Origin of the sequence: Cellulomonas sp. PhB143, assembly GCF_003752595.1 — a bacterium.
Taxonomy (GTDB): domain Bacteria; phylum Actinomycetota; class Actinomycetes; order Actinomycetales; family Cellulomonadaceae; genus Paraoerskovia.
In genome coordinates, this window is record NZ_RKIJ01000002.1 from 22979 (window position 1) to 39009 (window position 16031).

Annotated in this window: 14 protein-coding genes; 5 read left to right on the forward strand and 9 right to left on the reverse strand. The window is 74.3% G+C overall.

Going from position 1 to position 16031, the window contains the following annotated elements; translation table 11 throughout:
* Positions 1 to 12 precede the first annotated feature (12 nt).
* The gene (locus EDF32_RS00565; RefSeq protein WP_123306602.1) at positions 13 to 801 is read right to left on the reverse strand and encodes a sirohydrochlorin chelatase; all 789 of its coding nucleotides are present in this window, start codon (positions 799 to 801) and stop codon (positions 13 to 15) included.
* A gap of 172 nt (positions 802 to 973) precedes the next feature.
* On the opposite strand from EDF32_RS00565, the gene EDF32_RS00570 reads away from it, so the two are divergent.
* Complete coding sequence (locus tag EDF32_RS00570; RefSeq protein WP_123306603.1) at positions 974 to 1384, forward strand: hypothetical protein; 411 nt, start codon at positions 974 to 976, stop codon at positions 1382 to 1384.
* 8 nt (positions 1385 to 1392) lie between these two features.
* Here the strand turns inward: EDF32_RS00570 and EDF32_RS00575 are convergent, their stop codons facing one another.
* The 4 genes from EDF32_RS00575 to hisC form a co-directional block, all read right to left on the reverse strand.
* The gene (locus EDF32_RS00575) at positions 1393 to 2838 is read right to left on the reverse strand and encodes a dihydrolipoamide acetyltransferase family protein (RefSeq protein ID WP_123306604.1); all 1446 of its coding nucleotides are present in this window, start codon (positions 2836 to 2838) and stop codon (positions 1393 to 1395) included.
* Positions 2839 to 2890: 52 nt separating this feature from the next.
* The gene (locus tag EDF32_RS00580) at positions 2891 to 3946 is read right to left on the reverse strand and encodes an alpha-ketoacid dehydrogenase subunit beta (protein ID WP_123306605.1); all 1056 of its coding nucleotides are present in this window, start codon (positions 3944 to 3946) and stop codon (positions 2891 to 2893) included.
* On the reverse strand, positions 3943 to 5076 hold the full coding sequence (gene pdhA / locus EDF32_RS00585) for a pyruvate dehydrogenase (acetyl-transferring) E1 component subunit alpha (RefSeq protein WP_123306653.1): 1134 nt from the start codon (positions 5074 to 5076) through the stop codon (positions 3943 to 3945). The genes EDF32_RS00580 and pdhA overlap by 4 nt, the downstream gene beginning before the upstream one ends.
* Before the next feature lie 211 nt (positions 5077 to 5287).
* A complete protein-coding gene (gene hisC, locus EDF32_RS00590; protein ID WP_123306606.1) occupies positions 5288 to 6418 on the reverse strand; it encodes a histidinol-phosphate transaminase in 1131 nt (376 codons plus the stop codon).
* A gap of 68 nt (positions 6419 to 6486) precedes the next feature.
* On the opposite strand from hisC, the gene EDF32_RS00595 reads away from it, so the two are divergent.
* A complete protein-coding gene (locus EDF32_RS00595) occupies positions 6487 to 6876 on the forward strand; it encodes a phage holin family protein (RefSeq protein WP_123306607.1) in 390 nt (129 codons plus the stop codon).
* 24 nt (positions 6877 to 6900) lie between these two features.
* Here EDF32_RS00595 and EDF32_RS00600 read toward each other — a convergent pair whose 3' ends face one another.
* Entirely contained in the window at positions 6901 to 8445 is a 1545-nt protein-coding gene (locus EDF32_RS00600; RefSeq protein WP_148061539.1) for a hypothetical protein, read from the reverse strand.
* Positions 8442 to 8702 carry a hypothetical protein gene (locus EDF32_RS00605; protein WP_123306609.1) on the reverse strand — a complete coding sequence of 87 codons (261 nt, stop codon included), beginning with the start codon at positions 8700 to 8702 and terminating at the stop codon, positions 8442 to 8444. Before EDF32_RS00605 ends, EDF32_RS00600 begins: the two co-directional genes overlap by 4 nt.
* A gap of 185 nt (positions 8703 to 8887) precedes the next feature.
* Between EDF32_RS00605 and purB the strand changes: the two genes are divergently transcribed.
* On the forward strand, positions 8888 to 10348 hold the full coding sequence (gene purB / locus EDF32_RS00610) for an adenylosuccinate lyase (protein WP_233565597.1): 1461 nt from the start codon (positions 8888 to 8890) through the stop codon (positions 10346 to 10348).
* A 381-nt stretch (positions 10349 to 10729) separates the two neighbouring features.
* On the opposite strand, the gene EDF32_RS00615 is transcribed toward purB, so the two are convergent.
* Positions 10730 to 12436, reverse strand: coding sequence for an MDR family MFS transporter (locus EDF32_RS00615; RefSeq protein WP_123306611.1), 1707 nt, complete (start codon positions 12434 to 12436; stop codon positions 10730 to 10732).
* Between the two features lie 65 nt (positions 12437 to 12501).
* On the opposite strand from EDF32_RS00615, the gene EDF32_RS00620 reads away from it, so the two are divergent.
* Positions 12502 to 13080, forward strand: coding sequence for a MarR family winged helix-turn-helix transcriptional regulator (locus EDF32_RS00620; RefSeq protein ID WP_158614031.1), 579 nt, complete (start codon positions 12502 to 12504; stop codon positions 13078 to 13080).
* Positions 13081 to 13102: 22 nt separating this feature from the next.
* Here EDF32_RS00620 and EDF32_RS00625 read toward each other — a convergent pair whose 3' ends face one another.
* Entirely contained in the window at positions 13103 to 14311 is a 1209-nt protein-coding gene (locus EDF32_RS00625) for an SH3 domain-containing protein (protein WP_123306613.1), read from the reverse strand.
* A gap of 128 nt (positions 14312 to 14439) precedes the next feature.
* On the opposite strand from EDF32_RS00625, the gene EDF32_RS00630 reads away from it, so the two are divergent.
* Positions 14440 to 16026 carry an arylsulfotransferase family protein gene (locus tag EDF32_RS00630; RefSeq protein WP_123306614.1) on the forward strand — a complete coding sequence of 529 codons (1587 nt, stop codon included), beginning with the start codon at positions 14440 to 14442 and terminating at the stop codon, positions 16024 to 16026.
* The last annotated feature ends 5 nt before the right edge of the window (positions 16027 to 16031 follow it).

Below are 16031 nucleotides of genomic sequence, written 5' to 3' on the forward strand. Positions count from 1 at the left end.
CGGGAGGACACGTCACTCCGCGGGGCGGAGCGGGTGCTGCGCGGCCGACGCCGGAGCGGGCGAAGTCCCGGCGATCTCCGCGGCCCCCGCCGCGTACCGGTCCAGCACCACGGCCGTCAGGCGAGGGTCCGGCGCGAGCGGGGCCGTGACGACGTCGGCCCCCGCCTCCCGCAGCCGGTCCAGGAAGAACCCGGGCGCCAGCAGGTATGCGGCGACGACGACGCGCGCGGCGCCCGAGGCGCGCGCGGCCGCGACCGCCTCGCCTACCGAGGGCCGCGCCATGGACCCGTAGCCGACGGTCACGGGAGCCGGGACCCGCGCACGCAGCCCGGCCAGGACCTCCTCGACCGCCTGCGCGGAGCGCGCGTCGCTCGACCCGGCCGCGGCGAGCACGACGGCGTCGCCCCCGGCCAGCGCGGCGTCAGCGAGGCGGTCGACGAGGACGTCCACCAGCCGTGGGTCCGGTCCGAGCGCGCCCGTCCGGGCCGCGCGTCCCGCGTCGGGGCCGCGGCCGGCGACGGCCTCGGTCACGTCGACGTGCACGTGGAAACCGGCCGAGAGCAGGAGCGGGACGACGACGGCGTCGCGGCCCTCCCCGCGCGGGCGCGGCAGGACCGCCGCGTCGACCACATCACCGACAGCGGGCTCCTGCACGTCGACGAACGCCTCCCGCACGTCGAGGTCGGGGCGCGCGGCGCGCACGTCGTCCAGGAGGGCGCGGATCGCGGCGCGTCCCGCGGGGCTGTCGGTGCCGTGGGAGCACCCGACGAGGACCGGTGCCGGCCGTCCCTGCAGCGTCATCCGCGATCCTCCCGGGGTGCGTGGACGCCCACCCTAGCGCGGCCCCCAGATGCCGGACCGCGTGCGTGCGGGGCACAATCACCCTGTGCAGACGGCACCCGGGGGTGCCGTGGGGGTCCCGTTGCCGACTACGATCGAGACGCGCGGTATCACTTATCGGAAAGGACCCGTCGTGGTGTCCAGGGGTTCGGCTCGGGGAGCGGCGCTCGTCAGCGCCGTCGTCGCCGCCTTTTCGATCGCCGCGACCGTGCGCCCGCGTCCCACGGGTCGCCCCGGCGGCCGGACCGCCGGTGACGACCGCGGCGCCCCCGACGACCACGGCTCCTCGACGACCCTCTGCCGCGCCTGCGGGTGGGACCTCGGCGAGCCGGGCTGGACGGAGTCCGGACCGCACTACGTCGTCTGCGACTGCTGCGCCGCGGAGTCCGGCGTCGACGACGTCTCGACCGCGCACGCCCGGGCGTACCGCCGGCGGTGGATCGAGCACGGCGCCGTGTGGTTCGACCCGGCCGTACGACCGGACCACTGGGACCTGTACGCGCAGCTGTCCACGCTGGAGCCCGCGGGCGCCCTCGAGGGCTGAGCCGGGCGTCAGCCCCAGACGAGGGCCTGCGCGGGGTCCTCGAGCACGCGCGCGACGTCCGCCAGGAACCGCGAGCCCAGCTCGCCGTCGACGAGGCGGTGGTCGAAGCTCAGGGCGAGCTGCGTGACCCACCGCTTGCGGATCTTGCCCTTGTGCACCCACGGCTGCTGGCGGATCGCCCCGAACGCGAGGATCGCGGCCTCGCCCGGGTTGAGGATCGGCGTCCCGGTGTCGATGCCGAACACGCCCACGTTCGTGATCGTGATCGTGCCGTCGCTCATGTCCGACGGCGACGTCCGCCCGGAGCGTGCCGTCGCGGTGAGGCTCGCGATGCCCTGCGCGAGGCCCTTGAGGTCGAGGCGGTGCGCGTCCTTGACGTTGGGCACCACGAGCCCGCGGGGCGTGGCCGCGGCGATGCCGAGGTTCACGTAGTGCTTGTAGACGATCTCCTGCGCCGCGTCGTCCCAGCTCGCGTTGATCTCGGGGTGCCGGTCGACAGCGACGAGCAGCGCCTTCGCCGTGATCAGCAGCGGAGTCACGCGCACGTCCGCGAACTCGCGGTCCCCGCGGAGCCGCTCGACGAGCCGCATGGTGCGGGTGACGTCGACGGTGTGGAAGACCGAGACGTGCGGCGCCGTGAACGCGCTCGCGACCATCGCCTCGGCGGTGCGCTTGCGCACCGAGCGCACGGCGACGCGCGTCTGGCGCCCGTCGGGGGTGACGCTGCCGCCCTCGCGCCACGGCTCCTCGTCGCCGGCGTAGGTCGCGAGCTCGCGGGCCGTGCTGCGCTCGTGGTGGGCGACGACGTCCTCGCGCGTGACGATCCCGCCGGGCCCCGTCGGGTCGACGCTCATGAGGTCGACGCCGAGGTCGCGCGCCAGCTTGCGCACGGGCGGCTTGGCGAGGGCACGCTCGGCCGGCTGGGGCACGGCGGGCGCGGGCGCGGCGGGCTGAGGGGCGACCGGCTGCGCCGCGGCCGCGGGCGCGACGGCGGGAGCGGCAGGCGCTGCGGCGGGAGCGGCAGGCGCTGCGGCGGGAGCGGCCGCGCCGGTGGAGCGGCGTGCGCGACGGGAGCCGCCGGGGCCGGCGACGCCGTAACCGACGAGCACGGCGCCCGAGCCCTCGGCCTGCGCGGCGGGCTCCGGTGTCGCGGCCCCCCCGGCCGCCGCGCCCGCGTCGCCGGTCCCCGCGTCCGCGGGGGCGCCGTCGGGGTCGGTGTCCACGACGACGATCGGCGTGCCCACGTCGACCGTCGTGCCCTCGGTCACGAGGATCTCGACCACCACGCCGGCCCAGGGGCACGGCAGCTCGACGAGCGACTTGGCGGTCTCGATCTCGACGAGCTGCTGGTTGACCTCGACGGTGTCGCCCGGTGCGACGTGCCACTGCACGATCTCGGCCTCGGTCAGGCCCTCGCCGGCGTCGGGGAGGCGGAACTGCTGATGCGTGGGCACGGGTGCTCCTGTGGCTCTCGGGTGGCGTGCGGTACGGGGCGGCCGGGGTGCGCTAGAAGGCGAGCGTACGGTCGACGGCCTCGAGGATCCGGTCGACGCTCGGCAGGAAGTCGTGCTCGAGCTTCGCGACCGGGTACGGCGCGTGGAAGCCGCCGACCCGCAGGACCGGGGCCTCGAGCGCGTAGAAGCACTCCTCCGTGACCCGGGCCGCGACCTCGGCGCCCGGCCCGAGGAACGTCAGGGCCTCGTGGACGACGACGCAGCGCCCCGTGCGACGCACGCTCTCGACGACCGTGGCGGTGTCGAGCGGGGAGATCGCGCGCAGGTCGACCACCTCCACGCTCGTGCCCTCGGCGGCGGCCGCCTCGGCGGCGGCGAGCGTGACGTGGGTCGCGGCGCCGTAGGTCACCAGCGTGACGTCGCTCCCCCGGCGGACGACGCGCGCCGTGCCGAGGCTCGCGGCGGACCCCGCCGTCGCGACGCGGGCGAGGTCGACCTCCGCCTTGTCCCAGTAGCGGGCCTTCGGCTCGAAGAACAGGACGGGGTCCGGGGAGGCGATCGCCTCGCGGAGCATCGTGTACGCGTCCTGCGGGTTCGAGGGCGCGACGACGCGCAGGCCCGCGGTGTGCGCGAAGAGGGTCTCCGGGCTCTCGCTGTGGTGCTCGACGGCGCCGATCCCCCCGCCCGAGGGGACCCGGATCACGACGGGGAGCTCGAGGCGCCCGCGGGACCGGTTGTGCAGCTTCGCGAGCTGGGTCGTGATCTGGTCGTACGCCGGGAAGATGAACCCGTCGAACTGGATCTCGCAGACCGGGCGGTAGCCGCGCAGCGCGAGCCCGATCGCGGTCCCGACGATGCCCGACTCCGCGAGCGGGGTGTCGACGACGCGGTCCTCGCCGAAGTCCTTCTGCAGCCCGTCGGTCACGCGGAAGACCCCGCCGAGCGCCCCGATGTCCTCGCCCATGAGCAGGACCTTCGGGTCGTCCTCCAGCGCGCGGCGCATGGCCTCGTTGATCGCCCGGCCGAGCGTCAGCCTCGTCGTCGGCGGCGGCGGCGCGGCGGCGCCCTGCTCGTTGCCGGCGGGCCGGTCCTGGACGGTCTGGCTCATCGGGCGCCTCCCTGCGTCGCGATCTCGGCATCACCATCGGCATCGGCGAAACCTGCCTCGTACTGCGCGTGCCACTCCCGGTCGGCCGTGACGGTGCCGTGCTCGCTCGCGTAGACGGTGTCGAACATGGACGACGCCGGCGGCGCCTCGATGGCGCGGACGTACGCCCGCAGCCGCTCGCCGAAGGCGTCGGCCTCCGCGTCGAGGTCGCTCGCCCAGGACTCGTCCCAGGCGCCCTCGGCCTCGAGGTGGCGGCGCAGGCGGTCGATCGGGTCGCGCTCGCGCCACTCCTGCTCCTGCGCGCGCGAGCGGTAGCGCGTCGGGTCGTCCGACGTCGTGTGCGCGCCCATGCGGTAGGTGTACGCCTCGACGAAGGTGGGGCCGCCGCCGGAGCGGGCGCGCTCGAGCGCCTCGGCCGTCACGGCGTAGCTCGCGAGGACGTCGTTGCCGTCGACGCGCACGCTGGGCACGCCGAAACCCCGGCCGCGGTGGAACAGCGGCACCCGGGACTGGCGGCTCGTGGGCTCCGAGATGGCCCACTGGTTGTTCTGGCAGAAGAACACGACGGGCGCGTTGGTCGTCGCCGCGAAGACGAGGGCCTCGTTGACGTCGCCCTGGGCGGTGGAGCCGTCCCCGAAGTAGGCGACGACGGCGGTGTCGCGCTCCGGGTCCCCGGTGCCGACGAGGCCGTCCCGCTGCACGCCCATGGCGTACCCCGTGGCGTGCAGCGTGTGGGAGCCGATGACGAGCGTGTAGAGGTGGAAGTTGTGCGCCTCGGTGTCCCAGCCTCCGTGGTCGACGCCGCGGAACTGCAGCAGGATCTGCGCCAGGTCCAGCCCGCGGGTGTGCGCGACGCCGTGCTCCCGGTAGGACGGGAAGACGTAGTCCTGCGGTGCGAGCGCCCGGCCGGAGCCGACCTGCGCGGCCTCCTGGCCGAGGCACTGCGGGAAGAGCCCCAGCTCGCCCTGGCGCTGCAGGGCCGTGGCCTCGTCGTCGAACCGGCGCACCAGCACCATGTCCCGGTACAGCCCGCGCAGCGCGGCGTGGTCGAGGTGGGCGACGCGCTCGGCGTAGGGGGCGCTCGGGCCCTCGGCGGTGCGCCTGCCCTCCGGGGTCAGGAGCTGGATCATCTCCTCGCCGCCCGGCTCGTGCGCCGCCTGCGTCCCGTCCTGGTGGTTCACTCGGGGTTCCCTCCGTGCTCCTGCCGCGGTGCGGGCCCGTCCGGGCACCGCCGCGCGCACCTACGCCTCCGTAGGCTACGCAAGCGTAACCTACGGTCCCGTAGGTTGTCGGTGGCGGCCCGTCGGCGCGGCACCGATCAGCAGCCGAGCCACCAACGGGTCAGCGGCGCGGCAGCCATCCCGCGCTCACCTTCAGGAGCAGGTCCGTGGCCTCGGGCTCGCCGACGCTCACCCGGATGCCCTCCCCGGCGAACGGCCGGACGAGCACCCCCGCGGCCGTCGCCTCGGCCGCGCGCGCGGCGCTCGCACTGCCGAGGGCGAACCAGACGAAGTTGCCCTGGGCGTCGGGCAGGTCCCAGCCCTGCTCGTGCAGCAGCGCGACCATGCGCGTCCGCTCGGCGACGACGCGCTCGACGCGCTCGAGCAGCTCGCCCTCCACCGCCAGCGAGGCGATCGCCGCGCTCTGCGCGAGGTGGTTCACCCCGAACGGCGTCGACGTGGCGCGCACCGCCCGCGCGATGCGCTTGCGGGCGACGGCGTACCCGACGCGCAGGCCGGCGAGCCCGTAGGCCTTGGAGAAGGTGCGCACGAGGACGAGGTTGCGGTGCCGGGCCATCGTCGCGAGACCGTCGGCGACCTTCGGGTCGCGGACGAACTCGACGTACGCCTCGTCGAGGACGACCAGGACGTCGTCGGGCACCTGGGCGAGGAACGCGTCGAGCTCGTCCTGGTGCACCACCGGCCCGGTGGGGTTGTTCGGGCTGCACACCAGCACGACGCGCGTGCGGTCGGTGACGGCCGCGGCCATCGCGGGCAGGTCGAGCCGGCCGTCCTCGCGGACGGGGACCGGCACGGCCGTCCCGCCGGCGACGGCGACGACGATCGGGTACGCCTCGAACGAGCGCCACGGCATCACGACCTCGTCGCCGACGTCGATCACGGCCTCCAGGACGTGCTGCAGGACGGCGACGGACCCGTTGCCCGCCACGACGTTCTCCGGCGTCACGCGGAAGGGCACGACGTCGCCGCTCAGCGACTCCTCCGGGGTCGCCGCCAGCCGTGCCGCGATCGCCTCGACCAGCTCGGTCGCGTGCATGTCCGGGTAGCGGTTGACGTCCTGGGCGGCGTCCGCGATGGCCGCCACGACCGAGGGCAGCGGCGGGTACGGGATCTCGTTCGAGGTGAGCTTGAAGGCGGCGGCGCCGACCGGCGTGCGCGCGCCCGGCACGTAGGCCGGCAGGGTGGCGACGGCGGGGCGGATCGGGACGCGGGGGCGGCGGCGTGCGGTCACGGGGCCAGGATGCCACGTCCGCCCGCGCCGACCCTGCGGGCGCCGGGACCTCCTGGGATGATGCGCCCATGAACTTCCTCGTCCGCGCGCTCATCATGGGTCTGACCTTCTGGTTCGCCAGCCTGATCTTCGACGACCACTTCTTCATCGTCGACAACGGGACGGTCCTCGGCGAGATCGTCGTCATCGTCGTGGTCGCGGCGCTCTTCACGCTGGTCAACATGGTGGTCAAGCCGATCCTGCAGATCATCTCGATCCCGCTGTACATCCTGACGCTCGGTCTGTTCCACCTGGTCATCAACGCCCTGATGCTCATGCTCACGGCGTGGCTGACCGAGGCGACCGACTGGGGCATCCGCCTCGAGGGCGGGTTCTGGTGGGCCGTGTGGATCGCCCTGATCATCGCCGTGATCAACGCGCTGATCACCGGCATCGTCCCGGGGCGCCAGACGCGCTGAGCACCGCCGCACCGCCGCTCGGTGTCACGGGTCGTCCTCCCGCGGCACGAGGTGACCCTCGAAGACCCGGGTCGGGCCCGCACGCCCGGCCAGGAACTCCTCGGTCCCGGCGAGCTGGTCCTCGAGCGCGGGGTCGCCGAGCCTCGACGCGTCGGCCAGGAGCCGCTCGTGGAACCCCATGCCGTGCGGCAGCAGCGCGCCCCCGCCGCCGTCGGGCTGCGCGCGTCCGGTGATCGTCACGTGGTTCGGTGACGGCGTGGGATCGCGCCCGTCGAGTCCCTCGACCCACTCGCCCGCGACGTCGAGGCTGGTCACCCGGACGTCGCGGGGCACGTCGTAGGCGCCCAGCGGTGTGCCGGCGACCACCAGCCGGCGCACCGCGAAGCCCGACGCCGCCATGCCGGCGACCACCGCCGCGGCCATGCCGCCCTGGCTGTGCCCGACGAGCATCACCTCCTCCTGCGGCCCGATGCCCGCCAGGCGCATCGACGCGAGGACGACCTGGACGCTGTCTGCCCCCTCGCGGACCTCGCGGTCGTGGGACATCAGGTCGAGGTTCTGGCTCCACCCCCGCGTCGACCCGTCGCCGGCCTGGGTGCCGGGCACCGTGACGAGCCAGCGCACCGCGCCGTCGGGCCCCTCGTGCCGCTGGACCGCGACGGCCCCGTCCGGGATCCGCGCCGAGCGCGTCCCGTAGACCGGGTCGACCGTGGCGAGCGCGCCCGCCAGGTCGCGGGCGACGGGGACCTCCCGGCCACCGCCGGCGACCTCGGTCACCACGGGGGCGTCCGCGGAGCGGGCGCGACCGCCGGCGAGCAGGGGGCGCAGCGCGTCGGCGGCCCCCTGCGGATCGCCCCGCGGCACCGCAGGCAGGTGCCCGGTCGCCACCGTCGCCGCCGCGCCGCCGATCGCGACGTACGGCGCGAGGCCGCGCACGACGGGCTCCTCCGCCTCGCCGAGCGCCGAGGCCGCGTACCCGAGCTCCCAGCCGTCCCCGTCGAGGCCGTGCCGGACGACGGATCCTCCGCCGGCGAGGAGCAGCGCCTGGACCGCCAGGTAGGGGCTGACGATCGTCGTCGCGGTCAGCAGGACCTGGCCGGCCGCGCCCATCCGACGGGCCACCGCCGCATCGGTCGCGTCGTACCGGCGGGCGGCGCGCTCCATGCGGTCGGCGATCGCCGCGACGGCCTCGTGCAGGGCGCGCACCGCGGCCCGCGCCGCGCAGGCGTCGGCGAGCGCGCGCTCCCGCGCGGCGGCGAGGTGCGCGTCGTGCCAGGCGCGGTCCGGGTCGAGCACGTCCGCGCCGCGCACGAAGGTCCCGGCACCGAGCGGGTCGGCTCCCGCCGGCCCGGCGTGCGCCCAGCGCAGCACGTACGCCGCAGCGTCGCTCCGCACCACGGCGTGGGCGAGGTCGTCGGCCGCCGCGGCGACGCGCCGCGCGTCATGCAGGATCACCTCCGTCCGGGCACGGGTCACCGTGCCGCCGGAGACGACGACGTCGGCCGTGCGGTCCCGCCCGGGCCACGGCACGGCCGGGCCCGCTGCGCCCGTAGCCCTGACCGTGCTCACCACGGGTCCGCCGCGGCGAAGGACTCGAAGCCGCGCGCCGACGCGACCGCCGCCTCGACGAGGCGGGCGGCCTCCGCGGCGCGGGCACGCACCTCCGCCAGCGCGTCCCGGTAGGCACCGGCGGCGTGCCCGGCCCAGGGCAGGCGGTCCGCGCCCGCCAGCGTCGCCAAGCACGCGTCGACCCGCCACCGCGCGTCATCGAGGAGCGCAGCTGGCGAGTCGCGGTCGAGAGCGGGGCACGCGCCGGGCGGGTTCATGCGGCGACCGTAGGGCCGTCACCGCACGGGCGACGGCGCCCTCGGCGCCCGTGTGGACCCGGGTCCTCGGTGGGCGACGTGTGGACGGACGGCCCGCAGCGTCGTCGGGCACGCGTGGAAGAATGCCGTGCGTGCCCGACAACCAGCGCCCCGCAGAGCAGATCCCCCCCGCAGCGACCCGCGCCGTGCCGGTCCCCGACCGGACCGTCCTCGCCGACGTCGTGCCACCGATCGCGCTCGGGCCGCTCGACGGGCGCTACCGCGGCGCGGTCGCTCCGCTCGTCGACCACCTCAGCGAGGCCGCGCTCAACCGCGAGCGCCTGCACGTCGAGGTCGAGTGGCTCATCACGCTGTGCGACGGCGTCCCGGGCGTCACCGACGGACCCGTCGTGCCCGGCGCCCCCTCGCTGAGCGACGCCGAGCGCGCCTACCTGCGCGCGATCGTCACCGACCTCGACGCGGACGGGATCGCGGAGCTCAAGGACATCGAGCGCACCACGGTGCACGACGTCAAGGCGGTCGAGTACTTCGTCAAGCGGCGGCTCGAGCGGGCGGCGGACGCGCTCGGCGACGCGACGGTGCTCCCCGGCGTCGGCGAGCTCGTGCACTTCGCCTGCACGAGCGAGGACGTGAACAACCTCAGCTACGCGCTGATGGTGCGCGGCGCCGTCGGGCAGGTGTGGCTGCCGGCCGCGACGGCCGTGACGGACCAGCTCGCGGACATGGCGCGCGACTCCGCGGCCGTGCCGCTGCTCAGCCGCACGCACGGGCAGCCGGCCACACCGACGACGCTCGGCAAGGAGCTCGCGGTGCTCGCGCACCGCCTGCGCCGCCAGCTGCGCCGCGTCGAGGGCGGGGAGTTCCTCGGCAAGCTCAACGGCGCGACCGGTACCTACGGCGCGCACACCGTCGCGGTCCCCGGGGTCGACTGGCCCGCGGTCTCGCGCGCGTTCGTCGAGGGCCTCGGCCTGACGTGGAACCCGCTGACCACCCAGATCGAGTCGCACGACTGGCAGGCGGAGGTCTACGCCGACGTCGCGCGGTTCAACCGGATCCTGCACAACCTCGCCACCGACGTGTGGACGTACATCTCGCTCGGGTTCTTCACGCAGATCCCCGTCGCCGGCGCGACGGGCTCCTCGACGATGCCGCACAAGGTCAACCCGATCCGCTTCGAGAACGCCGAGGCGAACCTCGAGCTCAGCTGTGCGCTCCTCGACACCCTGTCGGCCACGCTCGTCACGTCGCGCCTGCAGCGCGACCTCACGGACTCCACGACGCAGCGCAACATCGGCCCGGCGTTCGGCCACTCGCTGCTCGCGATCGACAACGTCGCGCGGGGCCTGCAGGCGCTCGCGGTGAACGCCACCCTGATGGCCGAGGACCTCGACGCGAACTGGGAGGTGCTCGGCGAGCCGATCCAGTCCGCGATGCGCGCGGCGTCGGTCGCCGGCGTGCCGGGCATGGAGAACCCTTACGAGCGGCTGAAGGACCTCACGCGCGGGCACCGGCTCACCGGCGAGGAGATGCGGCAGTTCGTCGCGGGCCTCGGCCTGCCCGACGACGTGACGGCCCGGCTCCAGGCGCTCACCCCCGCGACGTACACGGGGATCGCCGAGCAGCTGGTCGCCGACCACCTGGACTGACCGCGGGCGGCGCCGCGCCCCCTGCCGCCGCCGGGCCCACCGCCGAACGCGCCATCTGTCGGCCGCCACCGCCGAACGCGCCATCTGTCGGCCGATTCGGCGTTCTCGACCCACCCATGACGCGCTCGGTGCCCGGCACCACCGCCGAACGCGTCCTGAGTCGGCCCACCGGGCACATGTGACCCACAGATGACGCGCTCGGCCGGATCGGGAAACGCCGAACGCGCCATCTGTCGGCCCCCGAGGTTCAGAGGGCCGACAGATGACGCGTTCGGTGGTGGTGCGGCCGTGCGGCGGTGGTGCGGCGGCACGGCGGTGGTGCGGCCGTGCGGCGGTGCGGCCGTGCGGCAGTGCGGCCGTGCGGCGGGACGCCCGGCCCGGTCAGACCCGGGCAGGCTCCTGCGCCGCGTGCTTCGGGTGGTGCCCGTCGCCCAGCCCGTCCTCGAGCTCCGCGCCGGACGGGTCGACCGGCGTGCCGGCACCCGTGACCGGGTCCACGACGCCGTCGGCCGCGTCCGTCGCCGAACCCGTCGGGTCGCTGCCCCGGTCGATCCGCGTGGCGAGAGGGGTCTCCTTGACGAAGAGCAGCGCGATCAGGCCGAGGACGGCGAGCGGCGCGATGTAGAGGAACACCGGCATCAGCGCGTCGTTGTACGAGGAGACGATGACGTCCTTGATCGCGTCCGGCATCTGCTGGACGGCCGCGGGCGTGAACGCGTTCGTGTCCGTGCCGCCGGAGGCGCCGGCGGGCATCCGCTCGGCCAGCAGGTCCGTCAGGCGCTGGACGAACAGGCTCCCGACGACCGCGGAGCCGATCGACGCCCCGATCTGGCGGAAGTAGTTGTTCGACGCCGTCGCGGTCCCGACCACCCGGATCGGGAACGTGTTCTGCACGATGAGGATGAGGATCTGCATGCTCAGGCCGAGGCCGAGGCCGAGGACCGCGAGGTAGGCGCAGATGACCCAGACGGCCTGCCCGGCGGACAGCGTCGAGAGCAGCACGAGCGAGAGGCCGACGAAACCGAGCCCGAACACCGGGAAGAACTTGTAGCGCCCGGTGCGGGTGACGACCCGGCCGGAGACGATCGAGGTGATGAGCATCGCGCCCATCATCGGGATCATCAGGAGGCCGGCGACGGTCGCGGACTTGCCCGTGACCATCTGCAGGTAGGTGGGCATGTAGGCCATGGCGCCGAACATCGCGATGCCGACGAACAGGCCCGCGACGGTCGTCAGGACGAAGTTGCGCTCCTTGAACAGGAACAGCGGCATGACGGGCTCGGCGGCGCGGCGCTCGACGAGCACGAAGGCCACGCCGAGGACGATCGCCCCGACGATCAGGCCGAAGATCTGGGCGGAGGCCCAGTCGTACGTGCTGCCGCCCCACGTGGTGACGAGCACGACGCAGGTGGACGCGAGGGCGAGCAGGACCATGCCCGCGACGTCGATCCGCGGCCGGCTGCGCTCGACCTTGGGCAGGTGCAGGAACGCGCCGGCCGAGACCAGCGCGAGCACGCCGAGGGGGATGTTCATCCAGAACGCCCAGCGCCAGCCGATCGACTCGGTGAACCAGCCGCCGAGGAGCGGCCCGGCGACGGACGCGAGCGCGAAGACGCCGCCCATGATGCCCATGTACTTGCCGCGCTGACGCGCGGGGACGACGTCGGCGATGATCGCCTGGGCGAGGATCATGAGCCCGCCGCCGCCGAGGCCCTGGACGGCGCGGCCGACGATCAGCGACGTCATGTCCTGGGCCAGGCCGCCGATGACGGAGCCCACCATGAACAGGGCGATCGCGGCCATGAAGAGGTACTTGCGGCCGACGAGGTCACCGAGCTTGCCGTAGACCGGCATCATGATCGTCGCGGCGAGGATGTAGGCCGTGGTCACCCACAGCATGTGGTTCACGCCGTCGAGCTCGCCGACGATGGTCGGCAGCGCGGTCGCGAAGATCGTCTGGTCGAGGGCCGCGAGCAGCATCGCGACCATGAGGCCGGCGAACACCAGGAGGATCCCCCGGTGCTCGCTCTGGGACACGGTCGTGTCGGGGCCCGAGGCAGCCCGCACTCCGGGAGAGTTGTTGGTCATGAAGGAAACTTACATCTTGGGCGAACTATTCGGGAAGCCGAATCAAGGGTGTTATGGTTCACATCGTGACCGCCCCGTCAGCAGCCCCGGAGGACCGGATGACCAGCGAGCGCGAGCACCTGCTCGACGACGTGCAGCGCCTCGAGGCCGACCTCGCCGCCGCGCGGCTCACCGAGCAGACCGACTCCCTGCTCGCCTCCAACCTCACCGTCCAGCAGCTGCGCGCCCTGATGTTCGTGGTCCACCGCTCCCCCCTGACCACCGGCGACCTCGCGCACCTGCTGAAGGTCGCGCCCAACGTCGCGACCGGCATCATCCAGCGGCTCGTCGAGCGCGAGCTGATCTCCCGCTCCGAGGACGAGCACGACCGCCGCGTCAAGCTCCTCGTGCCGACCGCGCTCGGCCGCACGCTGCTCGGCGACGTCCAGGACTCCGCCAAGCTCCAGCGCCGCGCCCTCCTCGAGAACCTCGACGACGCACAGCTCGACGCGCTGCGGTCCGTCCTCGCGGTCCTCTCGGAGGCCGCGAGCGCGAGCGTCTGGCCGGCCTACGACGCCCTCGCCCGCCAGCACTCGTGCGCCTGCAGCGCCGGCACCCACGCGGAGGCCGACGCCACCGCGGTCGCGGCGCGCGCCGCCTCCTGACCGCCGCCGGCCCGGTCCCCCGCTACGGCCGCCGCGACGACAGGTACGTCGTCGAGACGTAGCCGATCTTGCCGCTCGCCGTGACCAGCGCCCACCCGCCCGACGGCGCCTTCAGGTGCCGCACCGCCTTGCCCCGCGGGAGCGAGATGATCCGCGCGGTCGCGGTGGAGGGACCCTTGCGCAGGTTCAGCGAGCTCGCCGTGACGTAGGAGAGCGTCGTGGCCGGCCGGTGCGTCGCCAGGTACTTCGTCTCGACGTAGCCCCGGTGCCCGGTGGCCGTCACCGGCAGCCACCCGTTCTTGGCCGCCCCGGTGGGCCGCACGGGCTGGCTGCGGTAGAGCAGCACGACGGTCGAGGCCGAGCGCGACGGCGTCTTGCGCATGATCAGCGTGCTGGGCGTCACGTACCGCAGGGTGCTGGCCGTCACCGTCCTCGACGGCGACGCGTAGTCCCGGTGTACCCAGCCGGTGGTCCCGGAGTAGGTGACCTTGAGCCAGTAGCCCGACGACGCCCCCGGCTTCGCGGTCATCCGCCCGTTGACGGGCAGCACCTTCAGCACGCGATAGGAGGTGCTGGGCCCCGAGCGCAGGTTCAGCCGCTCGGTGGCGTAGTAGGTGCACGACGACGGCACCGTGCGCTGGGCGACGCTGCGCGCGTTCTTGACGAGGTCGAGCCCGCGCGCCTTGAGGAACGGCAGGGGGTCCGTCGAGGTGCCGGACGGGTACGCGCCCTTCCAGATCTCCAGGTGCAGGTGATAGCTGGTCGACGTCCCCGAGGAGCCGACGTCGGCGATGTGCTGGCCCTTCGTGACCTTCTGGCCGACCTTCACGTACCTGTCGCCGTCGAGCATGTGGCCGTAGACGGAGGAGAACCGCACTCCCCCGACGGTGTGGTCGATGACGATCCACTGCCCGAACCCGCCCGACGTCGTCCCCGCCCGGGTGACCTTCCCGGCGGCGACCGCGTCGATGTCGACGCCGCGCGAGGACTCCATGTCCTGTCCGAGGTGGTAGGTCGAGGAGCCCTTGACCGGCATGCAGCGCGGCCCGTAGTAGGACGAGAGCCCGTAGCCCTTCGCGGGCAGCGGGCTGACCACCGGCGGGGTCGCCGCGGTCGCCGGGACCACGGCGACGGCCGGGGCGACGAGGCCGAGGGCCCCGCAGAGGACGAGCGCGACGAGGCGCCGACGGACGGTCGACATGCTGGCTCTGGGCGTTCCGGCGTTCGGCATGGTGGCCCCCTTCGGCCACGCCGGGCGGGAGCCTGCGCTCCTGCGTCACCCGGCGCCAGTGGCGAACCTAACCCCGCGGGCGCGGACGCGCTCGCGGGCTCACAGCATCGTGCGGCAGGCTCGGGGGCATGCCTCCGGACCTGCGCCAGCCCGCCCGCACCTCCCGCCGCACCCGCTCCTCGCGCCCCTCGCGCGCGCTGGCGCTCGCCGCCGCCGGCGCGCTCGCCCTGCCGCTGGCCGCCTGCACGTCCGATCCCGACCCCTCGCCGACGGGGTCGCCGAGCACGGCCGCGGCCGCGACGCCCGGCCCGCGCACCTATCGCACGGTCGACATGCAGGCCCCGCCGCTGCCGATGACGCACGGCCCGGCCGCGGCCGACGCCGACGACGCGGACGAGGGCCTGTACGTCCTGGCCCCGAAGAAGAAGGCCGAGCCGCACCTCGGCGGTCTCATGGTCGACGCGACCGGCGAGCCGGTATGGATCGACCCGGGCGAGACGCCGACGTACGACCTGCGCGTGCAGGAGTACCAGGGCAAGCCGGTGCTCACCTACTTCACGGGCGAGTCCGAGAAGTGGGTCGGCCACGGCGCCGGCGACATCCACGTGCTCGACACCTCCTACCGAGAGGTCGCGAAGGTCACGACCGGCGGCGACCTCGCCCCGCACACGGCCGACCTGCACGACTCGACCATCACCCCGGACGGCACGATGCTGCTCACGTCCTACCCGGTCGTGCAGACGGACCTGACCGCCGTCGGCGGCGACAAGGACGGGTACGTGTTCGACGGCGTCGTCCAGGAGGTCGACATCGCCACGGGCACGGTGCTGCACGAGTGGTCCGCGCTCGACCACGTCGACCTCGCGGACACCTACGCGAGCGTCGAGCCCGCGAAGGAGGGCGGCGACCCGTCGGGCACCAAGGACGCGCCGTTCGACTTCTTCCACGTCAACTCCGCGCGGCTGACCCCGGACGGCGACCTGCTGATCTCGAGCCGGCAGTACCACGCGGCCTACGCCGTGGACCGCGAGTCCGGCGACGTCCGGTGGACGCTCGGCGGCAAGGACTCCGACTTCACGATGCAGGGCTCCGGGGACGGTGACGAGCCGGGCACGGGCGCTCAGTTCGCCTGGCAGCACGACGTCGAGATGCACGACGACGGCACGGTCACCGTGTTCGACAACGAGGGCGACCCGGGCGTCGGCGACCACTCTCGCGGGCTGCGCCTCGCGCTCGACATGGACACCATGACGGCGTCGGTCGACCAGGAGTGGCTGCCGAGCGACCCGAAGCGCCGCGCCGGGAGCCAGGGCAACCTCCAGGTGCTCGACGACGGGAACGTCGTGGTCGGCTGGGGCGACGCGCAGTGGAGCAGCGAGTACACCGCCGACGGGACGCTGGTGCGCGAGTTCCCGCTCCTCGGCGGCGAGACGTACCGGACCTACCGGTTCGACTGGCACGCGACGCCGACCAACCCGCCCGCCGTCGTCGTCGAGGCGGGCACCGCGTACGCGAGCTGGAACGGCGCGACGGAGGTGGCGAGCTGGCGCCTGGTCGCGGGCGACGACGAGTCGTCGGCCCAGCCGGTCGCGACGGTGCCGCGCGCGGGGTTCGAGACCGCCCTCGCGCCGGTGCCCGACGGCGCGGCGTACGTGGCGGTCGAGGCGCTCGACGCGGACGGGAAGGTCCTGGGCACGGGGACGCCGGCGGCCTGACCGCT

What these genes read in the sequence shown, in the direction of transcription:
- EDF32_RS00565 (WP_123306602.1), bottom strand. Translation starts at nt 801, where the DNA reads ATGACGCTGCAGGGACGGCCGGCACCGGTCCTCGTCGGGTGCTCCCAC.
- EDF32_RS00580 (WP_123306605.1), bottom strand. Translation starts at nt 3,946, where the DNA reads ATGAGCCAGACCGTCCAGGACCGGCCCGCCGGCAACGAGCAGGGCGCC.
- pdhA (WP_123306653.1), bottom strand. Translation starts at nt 5,076, where the DNA reads ATGATCCAGCTCCTGACCCCGGAGGGCAGGCGCACCGCCGAGGGCCCG.
- EDF32_RS00595 (WP_123306607.1), top strand. Translation starts at nt 6,487, where the DNA reads ATGAACTTCCTCGTCCGCGCGCTCATCATGGGTCTGACCTTCTGGTTC.
- EDF32_RS00605 (WP_123306609.1), bottom strand. Translation starts at nt 8,702, where the DNA reads ATGAACCCGCCCGGCGCGTGCCCCGCTCTCGACCGCGACTCGCCAGCT.
- EDF32_RS00615 (WP_123306611.1), bottom strand. Translation starts at nt 12,436, where the DNA reads ATGACCAACAACTCTCCCGGAGTGCGGGCTGCCTCGGGCCCCGACACG.
- EDF32_RS00625 (WP_123306613.1), bottom strand. Translation starts at nt 14,311, where the DNA reads ATGCCGAACGCCGGAACGCCCAGAGCCAGCATGTCGACCGTCCGTCGG.
- EDF32_RS00630 (WP_123306614.1), top strand. Translation starts at nt 14,440, where the DNA reads ATGCCTCCGGACCTGCGCCAGCCCGCCCGCACCTCCCGCCGCACCCGC.